At 64.9% G+C, this 17,190-nt stretch carries 17 protein-coding genes and 1 pseudogene; 7 read left to right on the top strand and 11 right to left on the bottom strand.

The window, feature by feature from the left end; translation table 11 throughout:
- Nucleotides 1-3 precede the first annotated feature (3 nt).
- A pseudogene (locus tag AC630_RS48520) lies at nucleotides 4-114 on the top strand (hypothetical protein); the annotation flags it as partial.
- A gap of 38 nt (nucleotides 115-152) precedes the next feature.
- Here the strand turns inward: AC630_RS48520 and AC630_RS47435 are convergent.
- From AC630_RS47435 to AC630_RS35215, 5 genes are read right to left on the bottom strand one after another with little or no spacing between them, the layout of a single operon-like run.
- On the bottom strand, nucleotides 153-1,280 hold the full coding sequence (locus AC630_RS47435) for a muconate cycloisomerase family protein (protein WP_074123012.1): 1,128 nt from the start codon (nucleotides 1,278-1,280) through the stop codon (nucleotides 153-155).
- Nucleotides 1,277-2,032 carry an SDR family NAD(P)-dependent oxidoreductase gene (locus tag AC630_RS35230; RefSeq protein WP_074123011.1) on the bottom strand — a complete coding sequence of 252 codons (756 nt, stop codon included), beginning with the start codon at nucleotides 2,030-2,032 and terminating at the stop codon, nucleotides 1,277-1,279. Before AC630_RS35230 ends, AC630_RS47435 begins: the two co-directional genes overlap by 4 nt.
- The gene (locus AC630_RS35225) at nucleotides 2,032-2,790 is read right to left on the bottom strand and encodes an amino acid ABC transporter ATP-binding protein (RefSeq protein WP_074123010.1); all 759 of its coding nucleotides are present in this window, start codon (nucleotides 2,788-2,790) and stop codon (nucleotides 2,032-2,034) included. Before AC630_RS35225 ends, AC630_RS35230 begins: the two co-directional genes overlap by 1 nt.
- Nucleotides 2,787-3,440: an amino acid ABC transporter permease gene (locus AC630_RS35220; protein ID WP_074123009.1), complete on the bottom strand. Its 654-nt coding sequence runs from the start codon at nucleotides 3,438-3,440 to the stop codon at nucleotides 2,787-2,789. Before AC630_RS35220 ends, AC630_RS35225 begins: the two co-directional genes overlap by 4 nt.
- Before the next feature lie 28 nt (nucleotides 3,441-3,468).
- Nucleotides 3,469-4,227, bottom strand: a complete 759-nt coding sequence (locus AC630_RS35215; protein WP_074123008.1) for an ABC transporter substrate-binding protein — start codon at nucleotides 4,225-4,227, stop codon at nucleotides 3,469-3,471.
- 163 nt (nucleotides 4,228-4,390) lie between these two features.
- On the opposite strand from AC630_RS35215, the gene AC630_RS35210 reads away from it, so the two are divergent.
- Entirely contained in the window at nucleotides 4,391-5,053 is a 663-nt protein-coding gene (locus tag AC630_RS35210; protein ID WP_074123007.1) for a helix-turn-helix domain-containing protein, read from the top strand.
- 155 nt (nucleotides 5,054-5,208) lie between these two features.
- Here AC630_RS35210 and AC630_RS35205 read toward each other — a convergent pair whose 3' ends face one another.
- Together AC630_RS35205 and aptA are read right to left on the bottom strand one after the other, a co-directional pair.
- Nucleotides 5,209-6,474, bottom strand: coding sequence for a D-amino acid dehydrogenase (locus AC630_RS35205; protein ID WP_074123006.1), 1,266 nt, complete (start codon nucleotides 6,472-6,474; stop codon nucleotides 5,209-5,211).
- Between the two features lie 71 nt (nucleotides 6,475-6,545).
- Nucleotides 6,546-7,874, bottom strand: coding sequence for an omega-aminotransferase AptA (gene aptA / locus AC630_RS35200; RefSeq protein WP_074123005.1), 1,329 nt, complete (start codon nucleotides 7,872-7,874; stop codon nucleotides 6,546-6,548).
- A gap of 149 nt (nucleotides 7,875-8,023) precedes the next feature.
- Between aptA and AC630_RS35195 the strand changes: the two genes are divergently transcribed.
- From AC630_RS35195 to AC630_RS35190, 3 genes are all read left to right on the top strand, one after another.
- Nucleotides 8,024-8,572 (top strand): cupin domain-containing protein, encoded by a 549-nt coding sequence (locus AC630_RS35195; RefSeq protein WP_074123004.1) that lies wholly within the window; start codon nucleotides 8,024-8,026, stop codon nucleotides 8,570-8,572.
- 200 nt (nucleotides 8,573-8,772) lie between these two features.
- A complete protein-coding gene (locus tag AC630_RS45880; RefSeq protein WP_167561341.1) occupies nucleotides 8,773-8,925 on the top strand; it encodes a hypothetical protein in 153 nt (50 codons plus the stop codon).
- 101 nt (nucleotides 8,926-9,026) lie between these two features.
- Nucleotides 9,027-10,559: a lysozyme inhibitor LprI family protein gene (locus tag AC630_RS35190; RefSeq protein ID WP_143198554.1), complete on the top strand. Its 1,533-nt coding sequence runs from the start codon at nucleotides 9,027-9,029 to the stop codon at nucleotides 10,557-10,559.
- 171 nt (nucleotides 10,560-10,730) lie between these two features.
- Here AC630_RS35190 and AC630_RS35185 read toward each other — a convergent pair whose 3' ends face one another.
- The 3 genes from AC630_RS35185 to AC630_RS35175 are packed head-to-tail and all read right to left on the bottom strand — an operon-like array spanning nucleotide 10,731 to nucleotide 14,528.
- Entirely contained in the window at nucleotides 10,731-12,986 is a 2,256-nt protein-coding gene (locus tag AC630_RS35185; RefSeq protein WP_074123002.1) for a xanthine dehydrogenase family protein molybdopterin-binding subunit, read from the bottom strand.
- On the bottom strand, nucleotides 12,979-14,034 hold the full coding sequence (locus AC630_RS35180; protein ID WP_074123001.1) for an FAD binding domain-containing protein: 1,056 nt from the start codon (nucleotides 14,032-14,034) through the stop codon (nucleotides 12,979-12,981). Before AC630_RS35180 ends, AC630_RS35185 begins: the two co-directional genes overlap by 8 nt.
- Nucleotides 14,031-14,528, bottom strand: coding sequence for a (2Fe-2S)-binding protein (locus AC630_RS35175; RefSeq protein WP_074123000.1), 498 nt, complete (start codon nucleotides 14,526-14,528; stop codon nucleotides 14,031-14,033). Before AC630_RS35175 ends, AC630_RS35180 begins: the two co-directional genes overlap by 4 nt.
- A 240-nt stretch (nucleotides 14,529-14,768) precedes the next feature.
- Here AC630_RS35175 and AC630_RS35170 point away from each other — a divergent pair, with 240 nt between their 5' ends.
- Both AC630_RS35170 and AC630_RS35165 read left to right on the top strand, forming a co-directional pair.
- Nucleotides 14,769-15,407, top strand: a complete 639-nt coding sequence (locus AC630_RS35170; protein ID WP_208867088.1) for a TetR/AcrR family transcriptional regulator — start codon at nucleotides 14,769-14,771, stop codon at nucleotides 15,405-15,407.
- A 56-nt stretch (nucleotides 15,408-15,463) separates the two neighbouring features.
- A complete protein-coding gene (locus AC630_RS35165; RefSeq protein ID WP_074122998.1) occupies nucleotides 15,464-15,871 on the top strand; it encodes a DUF4864 domain-containing protein in 408 nt (135 codons plus the stop codon).
- Here AC630_RS35165 and AC630_RS35160 read toward each other — a convergent pair.
- The gene (locus AC630_RS35160; protein ID WP_074123013.1) at nucleotides 15,868-17,121 is read right to left on the bottom strand and encodes an MFS transporter; all 1,254 of its coding nucleotides are present in this window, start codon (nucleotides 17,119-17,121) and stop codon (nucleotides 15,868-15,870) included. The two genes, AC630_RS35165 and AC630_RS35160, sit on opposite strands and share 4 nt — an antisense overlap.
- Between the last annotated feature and the right edge of the window lie 69 nt (nucleotides 17,122-17,190).

The raw sequence follows: 17,190 nt of genomic DNA, 5'->3' as shown, positions 1-17,190 counted from the left end.
GGGCTGGCGCCGCGTGTGCACGAGAGCGGAACCATTCGCAGGCGTCGCGGCCTGGCGCCAGGACGGACGGCCATCAAGGTCATCCTGTTCAACCCGGCACGTACGGCGATGCGCTTCGCTTGCCCGGGACGACAGCGAGATTGTGGCCGCTATTACGCCTCCGCCAGCACCCGCGCGTTGGCACGGACCGAGGCTTCGCTGACGCGAATGCCGAGGCCGGGGCCGTCGGGCACCACGACATGGCCGGCGCGATTGGCGACGCGCTCTTCCAGCACGTCCTCGGTCAGCACGTGGTGCGGCATGTAGAATTCGCAGCCGAGCGAGATGCCCGGCGTCGCGGCGATCAGCTGCGTGCCGGCGGCAAGTCCGATGCCGCCCTCCCACAGCGTGCCGCCATAGCCGGGCAGGCCGGCGATGTCGGCGATCGCCATGATCGCCTGTGCCTCGAACAGGCCGCCGGCCTTCATCAGCTTGATCGAGACGGCATCGGCCGCCTCGCGGCGCACCACTTCCATCATGTCGCGGCGGTCGAAACAGCTTTCGTCGGCGAGCACGGGCGTTTCCAGCGCCGCGGTGAGCTGCGCCATGACGTCGAGATATTTCCGCGGCACCGGCTGCTCGATGAAGGTCGGCGCAAACTGCTCGACATCGCGCAGGATCTTGATGGCGCCGAACGGCGCCAGGGCCTGGTTGTAGTCGACGCGAAGATCGACCTTGTCGCCAAACTCCTTCCGGATCGCCTCGATATGGTCGAGATCCTCGCGATGCGGCTTCACGCCGGTCTTGACCTTGTAGATGACGTTCCCGTCCGGAACCATTTTTCGCATGCGTTCGAGGTCGGCGGCGAAATCCGGATCGGCGATCGAGAACGACAGCGGGATCGTATCGCGCACGCGGCCGCCGAGGAGGTCCGCGACAGACAGCCCCGACGACTTGCCGACGATGTCGAGCAGCGCCATTTCGATCGCGACCTTGGCCTCGGCATGTCCGACCAGCGCGCGGTCGAGTTCCGCCATCAGCGCGCGGATGCGGCGCACGGGTTTGCCGAGCACGATTCCACGCAAATAGATGTCGAGGGCGGAGAAGGCCGCTTCCGGCGTTCCCGTGAACACCTCCCACGGTGCCGCCTCGCCCCAGCCGATCACGCCGTCGCTCGAGGTGAGCTCGATCAGCACGCGCTTCACCGTGCCCTTGACGTTGCCGACGCCCTGGAGGCGCGCCATCTTGATCGGGCTTTCGATCAGGAACAGCCTGAGACGTTCGACGGTTGCTTCGGTCATGTCAGGCCTCCATTGACGTGCCAGACCTGGCCGGTGACGTAGGACGCCTTCGGTGACGCCAGGAAGGCGATGATCTCGGCCACTTCATCCGGCCGCCCGCGGCGGCGCATCGGGATCAGCGCCTCGGTCGCGGCGATCTGCTCGGGCGACAGCCGGCTCTCGCTCGGCTTGTCCTTGACGATGAGGCCAGGTGCAACCGCATTGACGGTGATGCCATCCCTGGCAAGCTCGATCGCGGTGAGCCGTACCAACGCCTCCAGCGCGGAGCGGCTCGCCGCCGTCGCCGCGAAGGGGGCGAATTCGGGCCGGATCGCGTGCGCAACGAAGGACGACACCGCCACGATCCGTGCATCGCGCCCTGCGCGTAACAGCGGAAGGGCAGCGTCGACCAGCCGCGTGAACGCCAACGCCGATTCATCCATCGCCTGGCGGAATTGATCCGCTGGCGTGCCGATCGCGCTGCCGCGGCGGGCGTGGCCGCCAACGAGAATCAATCCATCAAGCCGGCCGAAGGCGGCTTTCGCGGCGGCTATGGCATCAGTGGCCGCGGATTCTTCGGCAAGATCACCGAGGCATTTTGCGACGGTCGATCCTTTCGCTTCGGCCTCCGCCGCGCTGGCATCGAGACCTTCTGCGTTCGAACGCGTGTGGAGCAGCAGGGCCGCCCCGGGGGCCGCAAGTAGCTTTGCGGTGGCGCGGCCGATGCCGCTGGCGGCTCCGGTGACGAGATAAACGCGGTCGATATCTGGCATCATGATGCTGTGGTGGCCGGCGGCAGCGCGCCGGTGCGGTGGAAATGGCTGAGGAAGGCGCGCGTCGCGGCCTCTTGCGGATTGTCGATCACCTGCCGCGCCGGGCCTTCCTCGACCACGACACCGTCGCGCATGAAGATGAGTCGGTCGGCGACTTCGCGGGCGAAGGCGATCTCGTGGGTCACGATCACCATGGTCATGCCCTCGGATGCCAGCCGCTGCATGACGTTCAGCACCTCGCCGACGAGCTCGGGATCGAGCGCCGAGGTCGGCTCGTCGAACAGGATCGCCTTGGGCTGCATCGCGAGCGCACGCGCGATCGCGACGCGCTGCTGCTGGCCGCCGGAGAGCTGCGGCGGATGCACATCGGCCTTTTCGGCAAGCCCGACCCGGGCCAGCAGCGCGCGGCCGCGCTCGAATGCCTGCGCGCGCGGCTCCTTCTTCACGAAGAGCGGCCCCTCGATGACGTTTTCCAGTGCCGTGCGATGCGGAAACAGGTTGAAACGCTGGAACACCATCGAGACCTGGGTGCGGATGTTCACGATCGACGGCGCGTCGCGATCGACTTTCAGGCCCTCGATACCGATCTCGCCGCGGTCATAGCTTTCGAGTCCGTTGATACAGCGCAGGATGGTCGACTTGCCGGAACCGGAGGGGCCGATGATGCAGACCACCTCACCCTTCTGGACGGAAGCCGTGATGCCCTTGAGCACCTCGACCCTGCCGAAGCTCTTGTGGACGTCCTTGAGCTCGATCATCGTTTGCCGGCCCGCTTCTCGAAGTGACGGACCAGCAGGATCAGTGGAATGCTCATGGTGAGATACATCAGCGCCACCAGCGTGAACACGCTGGTGTTCTTGAAGGTCGAGGAGGCGATCAGCTTGCCCTGCAGCGCGAGCTCGGCGACCGTGATGGTCGAGGCCTGCGAGGAATCCTTCAGCATCATGATCATGACGTTGCCGTAGGGCGGCAGCACGATGCGCACCGCCTGCGGCAGCACCACGCGGCGCATGGTGAGCCACCAGCCCATGCCGATCGACTGCGCCGCCTCGATCTGGCCCTTGTCGATGGCCTCGATGCCGGCGCGGAAATTCTCGGCCTGATAGGCCGAGTAGGCGATGCCGAGCCCGAGGATCGCGGCCTGCAGGGCCGAGAGCGTGACGCCGAGATCAGGCATCACGAAGTAGAGATAGAACAACAGCACGATGATCGGGATACCGCGGATCACGTTGATCAGGCTGGCACTGAGCATCGACAGGACCTTGATGCCGGAGACCCGCATCATCGCCCAGATCAGGCCGAGCACCGTCGAGAGCAAGAGCGAGCCGATGGTAACGACGATCGTGAGCGCGACGCCGTTCATCAGGATCGGGAAGAAGTCGGCGGCGTCGTGCCAGAAGCCTTTCATCGGGCAGCCTTCGATCAGCCTCTATCGGTCAGCCCTGTGCCTTCAGGCCCCATTTGTCGAGGATCTTGTCGATAGTACCGTTGGCCTTCAGCTTCGCGAGCGAGGCGTTGATCTTGCCGAGCAGCGCGGTCTCACCCTTGCGCACGCCGATACCGACCGAGCCGACGGTGATGGGCTTGTAGCCGTCGACGAGACGCACCTCGGGGAAACCGCCCTGCTTCAGATTGTAGGCGAGGATCGGATAGTCGGCGTAGCCGGCCTTGAGGCGGCCGGTGTTCACGTCGCGCAGGATATCCGGGATGGTGTCGTAGGCCTTGACGTCCGCGAACAGGCCGGACTTCTTCAGCGCGTCGACGAAGGCAGTGCCGACCTGGGCCCCAACCGTCTCGCCCTTCAGATCATCCTGTGTCGCATAGGCCTTGGTGTCACTCTTCGGCACCACCAGGCCTTCGCCATAGGTATAGATCGGGTCGGAGAAGTCGACGACTTCCTTCCGCGGCGGGGTGATGAACATCGCGGCCGCAATGATGTCGATCTTGCTCGAGGTCAGCGACGGGATCAGCGCCGAAAACTGCATCGGCTCGATCTGCACGTTGAAGCCCGCATCCTTGCCGATCTCGGTGACGAGATCGACCATGATGCCCTGGATGGTGTTGGTCTTGGTGTCGAGGAAGGTGAAAGGAATCCCGGTCGGCGTCGAGCCGACCTTCAGCACCTGCTGCGCGGAAGCCGGTGCCACGGCATATAGTGCAAGTGCCGCGACCGCGGCCCGAACAAAACGCTTCATCGCATCCCCCTTTGGGTCTGGCCAATGTCGGCGCTCGCGCATGTCGTGATCGCAGACGTTGCGGGCCAAGCCGTTTCGGCCTATTTTCACCAATATGAAAATTTGGTCACATTTTTGCGGTCGATGCAAGCGGTTTTCATGCACATGAAGGAAGCGGTTTGACGTGAGCGGTGGCAAAAGAATACGCAAACCAGCCGCTGCAAAGCCGGCGAAGAAGGTGAAGGCCAAGGCCATTACCAAATCGGCCGAGCCCGCGATGGACGTCGCTGTCGGCCGCCGCATCCGCGATCTCCGGCGCGTCAGGCAATTCTCGCTCGAAACGGTGGCAGAGCGCACAGATCTTTCGATCGGCTTCCTCAGCCAGATCGAGCGCGGACTGTCGTCGCCATCGCTCCGCGTGCTGGCAACATTGGCGGACGTGCTCGGCGTCGGCATCGCCGCACTGTTCGGCGCGAGCCCGAGCGCCGATGGTGCCTCCGATCAGGTCGTGACGCGCGGACTGCAGCGACCCGAACTGAAACTCTGGCGCACCGGCGTCTCCAAGCAATTGCTGAGCCCGGCGACCGCCGACAACCGCCTCAACCTGTTCCTGGTGCATCTGGAGCCCGGCGGCTCCACTGGCGATGAGCTCTACACCCATGACGGCGAGGAAGCCGGGCTCGTGCTCGAAGGCGAGATGATGCTGACGGTGGATAGCGAGACATGGTCGCTGAAGACCGGCGACAGCTTTAGATTTGCGAGCCGCCGTCCGCACCGGTTTTCCAATCCGGCGAACGACGCAAAGGCAGTCGTGCTGTGGGTGAATTGCGTGACGGGGACGGGATAACTGCTCACCCTCTCCCCGTTCTTACGGGGAGAGGGTCGGGGTGAGGGGCCCTCTCCACGCAAACGGTGTGAGCGAAACTCGCGGAGACTCCCCCTCACCCGGAATTTGCTACGCAAATTCCGGCCTCTCCCCGCACGCGGGGAGAGGCGAAGAAATCACCCGAACCGGTGATTGTACCGGTCCACCGTCAGCGCGCTGACGTCAACGTCCGGCTTCTTGCCCGACAGCATGTCCGCAAGCACGCGGCCGGAGCCGCAGGACATGGTCCAGCCGAGCGTGCCGTGGCCGGTGTTGAGGTGGAGATTGGCGTACCGCGTCGGACCGATCACCGGCGGGCCATCCGGCGTCATCGGACGCAGGCCGCTCCAGAATGTCGCCCTGGAGAGATCGCCGCCGCGCGGGAACAGATCGGTCAGCGAGTGATCGAGCGTGGCGCGGCGCGCGTCATAGAGCTTGGTCGAAAAGCCCGAGATTTCGGCGGTGCCGCCGACGCGGATGCGACTTCCAAGGCGAGTGATCGCGACCTTGTAGCTCTCGTCCATCACGGTCGATTCCGGCGCGCCGGAGGCGTCCTTGATCGGCACCGTGATCGAATAACCCTTCACCGGATAGACCGGCAGCGAGATGCCGAGCGGCGCAACGAGACGCGACGACCAGCTTCCCAGCGCAAGCACGTAAGCGTCGGCCTGCAACATGCCGGCGCTCGTCGCGACACCGCTGACGCGCGCGCCGTCCGTTACGATGCGGTCGATGCTGGTGTTGAACATGAAGCGCACGCCGAGCGCCTCGGCATGCTTGGCCAGCGCCTGCGTGAACATGTGGCAGTCGCCGGTCTCGTCTTGCGGCAAGCGTAGTCCGCCGGCGAATTTCTCCTTCACGCCGGCAAGCGCCGGCTCGACCGCGATGCAGCCTTCGCGGCCCAGCACCTCGAAAGGAACGCCATATTGCTTGAGCACGGCGATGTCCTCGCCGGTGCCGTCGAGCTGGGCCTGGTGGCGTAACAGCTGGAGCGTGCCTTGGGAACGCTCGTCATACTTGATGCCGATGTCGCGGCGCAGGTCACGCAGACAATCGCGGCTGTATTCCGCGATCGGGATCATCCGGCTCTTGTTGACCGCGTAGCGCGCGCTGGTGCAGTTGCGCAGCATCTTGAGCAGCCAGACCCACATCACGGGATCGAGCTTCGGCCGAACCACCAGCGGACCGTGCTTCATCAGAAGCCACTTGACCGCCTTCACCGGCACGCCAGGGCCAGCCCATGGCGAGGAATAGCCGGGCGAGACCTCGCCGGCATTGGCGAAAGAGGTCTCCAGTGCCGGCTCCGGCTGACGATCAACGACCGTCACCTCATGACCGGCACGCGCAAGGTAGTAGGCAGAGGTGACACCGATGACACCGCTGCCGAGGATCAGAACTTTCACGCTTCGTTAAACTCCCGCGGGATCACGCTCGCCGCTGCAAGATAAAAGTTCTTGAGCGGCGAGAGCAATTATCAGGCCGCCTTCTTGATGGCATCGCCGAGGATCGAGACCATCTGGTCGATGTCGCTCTTCTCGACGATGAGCGGAGGCGACATCGCGAAGGAGTCACCGCTCATACGCAGGTAGAGGCCGGTGTTGAAGCAATCGACCATGACGTCATAGCCGCGCGCGCCGACAGCGCCGTCACGCGGCGCCAGCTCGACCGCACCCATCAGGCCGCAATTGCGGATATCGACGACATTGGGCAAGCCCTTCAGGGAATGCAGCGCATCGCGCCAGTATTCGGCGATCGACGCACCGCGCGTGAGCAGACCCTCGTCCTTGTAGATGTCGAGCGTTGCGATACCCGCGGCGCAGGCCGTCGGATGCGCAGAGTAGGTGTAGCCGTGGAACAGCTCCATCTGGCTCTCCGGACCGACCATCAGCCCGTCATGCACCTTGCGGCTCGCGAACACCGCGCCGCAGGGAATGGTGCCGTTGGTGATGCCCTTGGCCGTCGTCATCAGGTCCGGCGTGACACCGAAGAAGTTGGCGGCGAACGGCGTGCCGAGGCGGCCGAAGCCGGTGATGACCTCGTCGAAGATCAGGAGGATGCCGTGCTTGTCGCAGATCTCGCGCAGGCGCTGGAGATAGCCCTTCGGCGGCGGCAGCACCGCGGTCGAACCCGGCACCGGCTCGACGATGACGGCGGCGATCGTCTCGGCGCCGTGCAAGCCGACCAGGCGCTCGAGGTCGTCGGCGAGCTCGACGCCGTGATCCGGCAGATCCTTGGCGAAGGCGTTGCGGCCGAGATCATGGGTGTGGCGGATATGGTCGACGCCCGGCAGATGCGTCGCGAAGGCGCGGCGGTTGGCGACCATGCCGCCGACCGACATGCCGCCGAAGCCGACGCCGTGATAGCCGCGCTCGCGGCCGATCAGGCGGGTGCGGCTCGACTGGCCGTTGGCGCGGTGATAGGCGAGCGCGATCTTCAGCGCGGTGTCGACCGACTCCGAGCCGGAGTTGGTGAAAAAGATGCGGTCGAGGCCCTTCGGCGCGATCTCGGCGAGCCGCTCGGCGAAGTCGAACGCCAGCGGATGGCCCATCTGGAACGTCGGCGCGAAATCCAGCGTCATGAGCTGGCGCTCGACAGCGGCGGCGATCTGCTTGCGGCCGTGGCCGGCATTGACGCACCAGAGGCCGGCGGAACCGTCGATCACCTTGCGGCCGTCGACGGTGGTGTAGTGCATGCCCTCAGCCGAGGAGAACAGGCGCGGCGCCTTCTTGAACTGACGGTTGGCCGTGAACGGCATCCAGAACGAGTCGGTCTTGATAGTGTTCGGAATCTGATGAAGGCTCACGGGCCACGCTCCTTTGCTGACCCATAAGCAGAGCCACGGCTGCAATAGGTCAACAAGTCCTTTTCTGGTGACCTGCAAACCATTGATTTAACTGGGTCTGCCGGTCCATATTTGCGCGATCCGCAACACCTGCAACAGGGACCAAGGGCATGAGCGTCGACATCGGTGGACGGCTGCGATTCATCCGGGCGCGCCACAAGCTGTCGCAGCGGGAACTCGCCAAACGCGCCGGCGTCACCAATTCGACGATCTCGCTGATCGAATCCAACCAGATGAACCCCTCGGTCGGAGCGCTCAAGCGCATCCTCGACGGCATCCCGATGGGGCTCGCCGAATTCTTCGCGCTGGAGCCGGAGAGCCGGCGCAAGATCTTCTACCGCGCGGAGGAGCTGACGGAGGTCGGCAAGAAGCCGATCTCATTTCGCCAGGTCGGCGACAATCTGTTCGGACGCAGCCTGCAGATTTTAAAGGAGCGCTACGAGCCCGGCAGCGACACCGGACGCGTTCACCTCGTCCATGAAGGCGAGGAAGGCGGCATCGTGATTTCGGGAAAGCTCGAAGTCACCGTCGAGGACGAGCGACGCATCCTCAATCCGGGCGACGCCTATTATTTCGAGAGTCGCCGCCCGCATCGCTTCCGCTGCGTCGGCGGCAAGCCGTGCGAAGTGATCTCGGCCTGCACGCCGCCGACGTTTTGAAGCGCGATCGACCGCATCCGGGATCTTACGGAGCCACCGATATCTTACGGAGCTTGAGGCATCTCAATCTCCGCGAGCCAATCCTCTATATATTGCGAACCGTAGCCGAGCAGCCTGGCGCAAAGGTGCTGAGGTTATGGCCCCGGACACTCGAGCATTCCTTGGGCACTCCGGGGCCGCTTCGTAACAGAGGCTCGCGCATGAAGATCACTCTCGCCAATGCAGAAGCCGCGCTCGACGAAGTTCAGCGCGATGCCGACAAGCTCCATTCGCGCGAGCTGCGCAGGGCTATCGCCGACTACATCGAGACGCAGAGGGAAGCGATCAAGGCCCTCCGGCGTAAGCTGAACTAAGTCGAGTCGCGAAAGCAGATTTAGCGGCCCCTTCCTGAACCGGGAAGACATTGCGGGCGACCAAAGGGCGGAACCCGACCCGCTTCCTCTACGAGCCGCCAATGTCCGCCTTTTTCCGCGTCGCACTGCTTGCTGCGGTGGCGTCGCTTATCCCTACGATCAGCCACGCGATGGACGCTGACCTGCGCGCCAGGAGCCGCGAGCCGACCGCCATCGCCCTCTGCGGCGAGGTCAACAGCGACGGCGCCGGCTTCACGACAGCCGATTGCGGCAAGGCCGGTTACGACAAGCTCGTCGCTGCGATCGACAGATCGTTCGATGCCGCGCTGGCGAAAACGCCGGCCAATATCCGGCCGCTGCTGAAGCGTGATCAGGCCTGGTTCAACGAAATGATCCTTGAAGCCGCGGGCACCGTCCAGGAGGTCAACGAGGACGAGCTTCGCGAGAACTTCATCGCAACGCTTCACCAGCGCACCGCCGTACTGGACGACGTCGCACAGGGATTTGGACGCAGCGGGCTCGCGGGCACGTGGGTTTATGCGTTCGGGAGCGTTACACTGACCGCGACCGACAACGGTACGTTTCGTCTCGCGACGGACATGCAGGCCTATTACGGCAGCGACAAGCATCGCTCCTGCAAGTTGAATGCGGTCGTCGCGCCGGCCGCGGGCGGCTGGCTGAGCGGCACAATCCTCCCTGAGGAGGGCAAGCCGGCAAACGCCGGGGAGCAGAAGACGCCGGCCGAGGCAAAGTCCCTGAAGCCACCGTCCATCAAGGTTCGTCGTCAGGGTGACTCGCTGCGCGTCGTCATGATCGACGGCGATAATGAATGGAACAACGAACGCAACGACTGCGACTACATGTGGCAGATCACGGGCAGTTACTTTGCGAGCGGGCGGCAGGATGGGGCCGATAGGGCCGACACCAGCTTCGTGATGCCGACCTTCGACTGCCTGCGCCCTGATACCGCGACCGACGAAGAAATCTGCGCCGACCCCGACCTCGCCGAGAACGACAGGCGGCTGAATCGCGCCTGGAAGGCACTGCTCCCGAGGCTCGACGATGCGACCCGGCGCGCGCTGACGGAAGACCAGCGCAACTGGGTCGGTGCCCAGACGCGAGAGTATCCCGAATTCCTGCATCCGGCCTGGGAGAAACAGACGGCGCAGATGCATTTCACGGCCAACGCACGCGACCACGTCGAAGGCCTCCAGCGCGAGCGCATCGCGTTACTCGAGGGCTTCGACGACAAACGCACGGGTCTTGCAGGTGTCTGGCTGGCTTACAATGCCACTATCAAGATCACCGTCGACAAGGATGGCCGCCTGAAGGCGCAGGGCTGGAAGTGGGATCAGGGTGACTGGAAGGCGGGCTGCGACTACGACATGAACGGCAAGATCGCCGACGGCACCTTTCGCTCCGACGAGCAACGCAAGAACCCGGACACGCTGGAACGCGATCACGCCATGCTGATCGTCAACCGGCTCGATGATCTCTTTGCAAAGAAGCGCACGGGCAAAGAGAACGAGGACGAGGAGAAGTGCAAGCGAAGGCTCGACAACTCCTCGACCGCAAGGCTTTTTCCTGCCCGTCCCTCGCCCGACATCGACAACCTTCCCGGCTTCATCCGCTAAAGCGCGATGAATTGAGTCCGGAACTCCGATCACCTCTCCCGCAGGGAGAGGTGAAGCCCGGACAGCCGACTGAATCTAATTTCATCGCGCTTTAGCCGCACTCGAACCTCGGCTGGTGCAGGCACGATGCTGCCGCAGCGCGGCAGCGTCGTGTTGTCGCCAGCGCCAGACCTACGTCAGCAGTTCCTCGATCTTGATCGGGAAGCGACGGACACGTACGCCGGTCGCGTGCCAGACCGCGTTGGCGACCGCGCCGGCACTGCCGGTGATGCCGATCTCGCCGACGCCCTTGATGCCAAGCGCATTCACATGCGTATCGTGCTCCTCGACAGTGATCACGTCGAGCGGCGGCACGTCGGCATTCACGGGGATGTGGTACTCGCCGAGATTGGCATTCATGATCCGGCCGCTGCGGCGGTCGGTGATGGCCTCCTCGTGCAGCGCGAACGACATGCCCCAGATCATGCCACCGAAGAGCTGGCTCTTCACCAGATGGGGATTGACGATGCGCCCCGCGGCGAACGCGCCGACCATGCGCGTGACACGGATCTGGCCGAGCTCGGGATCGACCTTCACCTCTGCGAACACCGCGCCGTGGGCGTGCATCGCATACTCTTCCATCGCAGCAGGGTTCGGCGCGCCGGTGCCGCGGGCTTCGACCTCAGCGACGCCGGCACGCGCGAGAATCTCGGCATAGCTCTCACCGCGGCTTTCGTCGTCGCGACGGATCAACCTGCCGTCGCGCGCGATCACGCCGGCATTGCCGGCGCCGAACAACGGTGACCGCTCGTCACGGGTTGCGAGATCGGCGAGCTTGGCGACGACGGCCGCGCCCGCACTGTGGATCGCAGCACCGGCGGTCGCCGTGTGCGCCGAGCCGCCGGCAATGCCGGCATCGGGCAGGTCTGATGTACCCGCCTTGAACTCGACGCGGTCAATATCGAGGCCGACGGCATCGGCCGCGATCTGGGCGAGCGCCGTCCAGGCGCCCTGCCCCATGTCATGCGCGCCGATCTCCATCGCGCCGCTACCGTCGCGGCGGATCGCCGCGCGTGCTTCGGCCTGGAACATCAGCGCCGGGAAGGTCGCGGTGCCCATGCCCCAACCGACCAGGAGGCCGGAATCGTCACGCATCTGTCGTGGCTGCAGCGATCGCTTTGACCAGCCGAAGCGCGCCGCGCCCTGCTCGTAGCAGGCACGCAGCGCCTTCGAGGAGAACGGTTTGCCGGTGATCGGCTCGACCTCGGCATAGTTCTTCAGGCGTAAGGCGAGCGGATCGATGCCACAGGCCCAGGCCATCTCGTCGATCGCACTTTCGAGTGCGATCGATCCGGTCGCCTCGCCGGGCGCGCGCATGAACAGCGGCGTGCCGGTGTTGACGCGCACAGCGTCATGCGAGGTGCGGATCGCAGGCGCCGCATAAAGCGTGTGGGAGGCGTCGGCCGCGGGCTCGTAGAAGTCGTCGAACGTGCTCGATACGGTCCTGGCGTGGTGATCGAGGGCAGTGAGACGTCCCTCGCCGTCGGTGCCGATACGCAACCGCTGACGCGTCGGCGCGCGATGGCCGACCGGGCCATACATCTGCTCACGGCGCAGCACGAGCTTGACCGGCTTGCCGATCAGCTTTGCGGCCATGACGCCGAGCACTTGCGGGCCGGCCATCAGCCCCTTCGACCCAAAGCCGCCGCCAAGGAACGGACTGCGGATGTGGATCTTGTCCGGTGCGATGCCGAACAGCTCGGCGATGCGCCCCAGCGACAACATCAGGCCCTGGGTCGGCATGTCGATCGACAGACTGTCGCCGTCCCAGGCGGCGACGATGGCATGGGGCTCCATCGCGTTGTGATATTGCGGCGGCGTTTCATAAATCGCGTCGATCTGTTTCTCGGCCGAGGCGAGACCCGCCTCGACATCGCCGCGATGATTTTCGGTGGGGTTGCCGACACCGACGACGGGCGGCACGAAACTCTCGCCGGCATCCAGGCCAACGAGCGCAGGCAGCGTCTCATAGCGGGGCGCCAGCAGCACCGCGCCTTCCGTCGCCGCCTCCAGCGTTTCGGCGATCACGACGGCGATGGGCTGGTTGGCGTAACGGACCTCATTGCTCTGCAACACCTCCATCCGGAACACGAACGGATTGGTCTTGATCTCCGGATCGATCGCGAGCCGAGGCTTGTGGTCGGGTGTCATGACGTCGACGACGCCGGGATGACGCTTGGCGGCAGTGACATCGAGCGAGGTCACGCGACCGCGCGCGATGCTGGAGACCGCCATCACCGCAAACAGCATACCCGGCGGATGATTGTCGGCGGCATAGGTCGCCTGCCCCTTGACCTTGAGGATGCCGTCACGGCGGGTCAGCGGCTGGCCGATGTTCGAGCCGTGGCGCAGGTGGGCGGGCGCGCTGGTCAGGTTGAGCTCAGGCATGAATGGCTCCAGACGTCGAGGCAAAGGGAGAGGCCGGCAGCGCCGGCATGCGCGCCGGCGTACCGGCGGCAGCGAGGGTCAGCGCGCGCACGACGATGCGGCGCGCGAGCTCGATCTTGAAGGCGTTGTCGCCGGACGGCTTTGCGTCGGTGAGTGCACGCCATGCGACTTCCTGGAAGGCATCGGCCGTGGGCGCGACGCCCCTGAGCACGTCTTCCGCGGCACGGGCGCGCCACGGTTTTGCGGCGACGCCGCCGAGCGCGAGCCGCGCTTCGTAGATCTTGCCGTTCTCTATCCGCAACGCGGCCGCGGCCGAGACCACCGCGAAAGCGTAAGACGTGCGCTCACGAACCTTGAGATACCGCGCATGTGCGGCAAAGCCGCGCGCCGCAGGCGGCAGGCGGACCGCGACAATCAGGTCGCCGGGCTCGAGCGCCGAGTCACGCTCCGGCGTATCGCCGGGCAGACGATGCAGTTCGTCGAGCGCAATCTCGCGCCTTCCGTTCTTGCCCTCGATCTCGACGATGGCGTCAAGCGCGACCAGCGGCACGCAGAAATCCGATGGATGCGTTGCGATGCAGTTCGCGCTCCAGCCGAGCACGGCCTGGGTGCGGTTCTCACCGCCGCGGGCATCACAGCCGCTGCCGGCCTCGCGCTTGTTGCAGCGGCTGGCGGTGTCGTAGAAATATGCGCAGCGTGTCCGCTGCAGGAGATTGCCGCCGACGGTCGCGGCGTTGCGCAATTGCGCGGATGCACCGGAGAGCAGCGCCTCCGCCACCGCAGGATAAGACTTTGCGAACGCCGCGTCGTGCGCAAGATCGGCATTGCTGACCAGGGCCCCGATGCGCAAGCCGCCATCGGCCAGGCGGTCGATCGCATCGAGCCCCTCAAGATGCGTGAGATCGACGAGACGATCCGGACGGCTGACGCCGCCCTTCATCAGATCGAGCAGATTGGTGCCGGCAGCGAGATAGCTCGCGCCCGGCTGCGCGGCAGCGGCGACGGCCTCGGCGACCGTGGCAGGCCTGACGTAATCGAACGGTTTCATGCGGAGCGCCTCTGATTGGATTCATCCATGCCGGCCTGCGCCTCGAGCACGGCATCGACGATGCCGGCATAGGCGCCGCAGCGGCAGAGATTGCCGCTCATGCATTCGCGGATGCGCTCGGGATCGCTACCGGCCTGGGCTTCACGCATCATGCCGATCGCGCTCATGATCTGGCCGGGTGTGCAGAAGCCGCACTGAAATCCGTCATGGGCGATGAAGGCAGCCTGCACGGGATGAAGCTGGTCACTACGCGCGACGCCTTCGATGGTGACGATGTCGGCGCCCTCATGGCTGATGGCGAGCGCGAGGCAGGAATTGATACGTTTGCCGTCGACGAGAATGGTGCAGGCGCCGCATTGGCCGCGGTCGCATCCCTTCTTGGTTCCGGTCAGATGGAGGCGCTCACGCAGAAGATCGAGCAGCGTCACGCGCGGATCGTCGAGGACGAATTCGCGCCGCGCACCGTTCACGGTGAGGCTGATGGAGTGGTTCATACAAGGCTCCGATCAGAGATGGACATGAGTGATCGTGCGGCGCGCCACCGCCGTGGCCGCCGTCGATATCGCGCCGTTCGGACATGATCCGGCCGACGTGTCAGCGGATATACGGAGGCCCCCTCCGGTTAACAAGGGCCGCCGGGAAAATATCGGAATCCGTCAAAAGCCCGTGCGCAAACAACGCGGTGCAGCCCTGCATGGGTTCAATCTAACCAATTCGTGATCTACATTGCTGGCATGGACGACCACACTGACCAGACCCGCAAGCCGCGCGCCGATGCCGTGCGCAATCGCGAGCGCGTGCTCGAAGCCGCCAAGGCCGTATTCAACGCCGGCGGTCCGGAGGCGAGCCTGGAGGCCGTTGCAAAGCGCGCCGGCGTTGGCATCGGCACGCTCTACCGGCATTTCCCGACGCGCGAGGATTTGTTCGAGGCAGTCTACCGGCGCGAGGTCGAGCAGCTCAGCGAGCTCGCCGAGCAGTTGAAGAATGCAAAGGACCCGGTCGACGCGCTGCGGCGCTGGCTGCGCTCCAACGTCGAATTCGTTGCCACCAAAAAAGGCATGTCGGCCGCGCTGGCGCTGACGTTCCAGAGCTCGTCGGAACTCGCGGCGTTCTCGATGGACCGGCTGACCAAGGCGATCGGCTCGCTGCTCGACCGCGCGGTCGCGGCCGGCCAGATGCGTGGCGATGTCAGCCCGGAGGACCTGCTCAGGGCCCTGGTCGGCATGTGCTACATGCACGACCAGCCCGGCTGGCAATCGTCGGTGCTTCGCATGCTCGATGTGTTCGTCGACGGATTGCGCGTTCAGCCGGCCGGCAAAGCCAAGGCGAGCGCTGCCAAGGCGGCGAAGCCGGCCGCAAAGCGGAAGCGGTAGCGGCGCGCGGGATGTGCTAGGATCGGCGTCGCCGGGATTTCAATGCGGAGCTTGCCATGCGCATTGCCGCCTTGCTGGTCGCTCTCAGTTTTACCTTCAGCCCCGCCTCAGCGTTTGCCGACGACGTTGCGGCGGCGCAGGGCGTCATCCGCGCCCAGGAACAGGCATTCGTTCGCGACGATGCGGCCACGGCCTATTCGTATGCCGCACCGGCAATCCGGGAGATCTTCCCCGCGCCCGACATTTTCATGTCGATGGTGCAGAACGGCTACGCACCGGTCTACCGTCACAGGAGCTTTGAGTTCGGCGACAACAAGACCGAGGGCAACTGGATCGCCCAGCGCGTCCATATCGTCGATGCCAATGGCGAATCCTGGGAAGCAATCTACACGCTCGAGCAGCAAGCGGACGGCAGCTACAAGATCACCGGCTGCTCGCTGCTGAAGGCGGGACAGGCGGTTTAGGTCGCGAAGCCGGGACCGGTCTTGACCGAATTCATCCGCGAGCGGATCAGCAGCGTCAGAACGATGCCGACATTGACGGCATTCCAAGCCACGCCGTTGGCGAACGCCGCAGCGTAGGAACCGGTCGCATCAAAAATGACGCCCGACACCCAGCCGCCGAGGGACATGCCGAACACGGAGGCGAAAACCACGATGCCGACGCGCGTTGCGGCTTCGCTCGCCGGCATCGCCTCACGCACGATGATGGCGTAGCTCGGCACGATGCCGCCCTGGAACAGGCCGAACATTGCCGAGATCAGATAGAGCGAAGTGAGGCTGTCGAAGAACAGGTAAAATACCAGCGCGAAGCCTTGCGCCAATGCCCCGACCAGCAGCGTGGGGATGCCGCCGATCTTGTCGGCGAGGTAGCCCGAGCCGATCCGGCTGACGATGCCGCAGGCCATCATCAGGGACAGCATCTCGGCGCCGCGCGCCACGCCATAACCGAGATCGCCGCAATAGGCGACGATGTGGACCTGCGGCATTGCCATGGCGACGCAGCAGGCGATGCTGGCGATCGAGAGCAGCACGGTCAGCGTGTTGGTCGAGAGCTTGAGATCGACGCGCGGCGGCGGCGCGTTGGCGTGATCGCGGACCTTGTCGTCGCCCATCTGCATGCGTAGGACCAGCACCAGGACCGTCATCAGGATGGCGCAAACGATGCCGATGCCGATATGGGTCGTGCGCCAGCCCGCGGTCTGCATGCCCCAACTCACGATCGGCGGCCACATCGTGCCGGCGACATAGTTGCCGCTTGCGACGATGGTCACGGCCAACCCGCGATAGCGCTCGAACCAGTGCGAGGCCTCCGCCATCAGCGGAGCGAAAGTCGCGGAAGTGCCCAGCCCGATCAGGAAATAGGCCGCCACGAATTGCCAGAGGTGGGTCGACAATCCCGCCAGCACGTTGGCAACGCCGAGGAAGGCGATGCTGATCGCCATCGCCGGCACGATGCCGAACTTGTCGGTGATCTTGCCGGCGATCACGCCACCGAGACCGAAACCGAACATCATGAGAGTGAAGGCCAGCGACACTGCGCCGCGCGTGGCGCCGAATTCGGCCTGCACGACGGGAATCACCACCACGACCGCCCACATGCCGACGGCGCCGATCGAGCCGATCAGAAGCGCGATGACGAGCCGCACCCAGGCCTGACGGGAATCAGGGGTGAAGGAGGCCGGTCTCTGTTCTGGATGATTTGGCGCGTGCACGGCAGCAAATTCTCCGCTGCCAGTCTTTTGGTCAAGCACGATGACGCGATGTTAGGCATGCGCTGTGCA

It is taken from the genome of Bradyrhizobium sp. AS23.2 (assembly GCF_001908185.1).
Taxonomy (GTDB): domain Bacteria; phylum Pseudomonadota; class Alphaproteobacteria; order Rhizobiales; family Xanthobacteraceae; genus Bradyrhizobium.
This window is presented reverse-complemented; position numbering and strand designations above follow the sequence as displayed.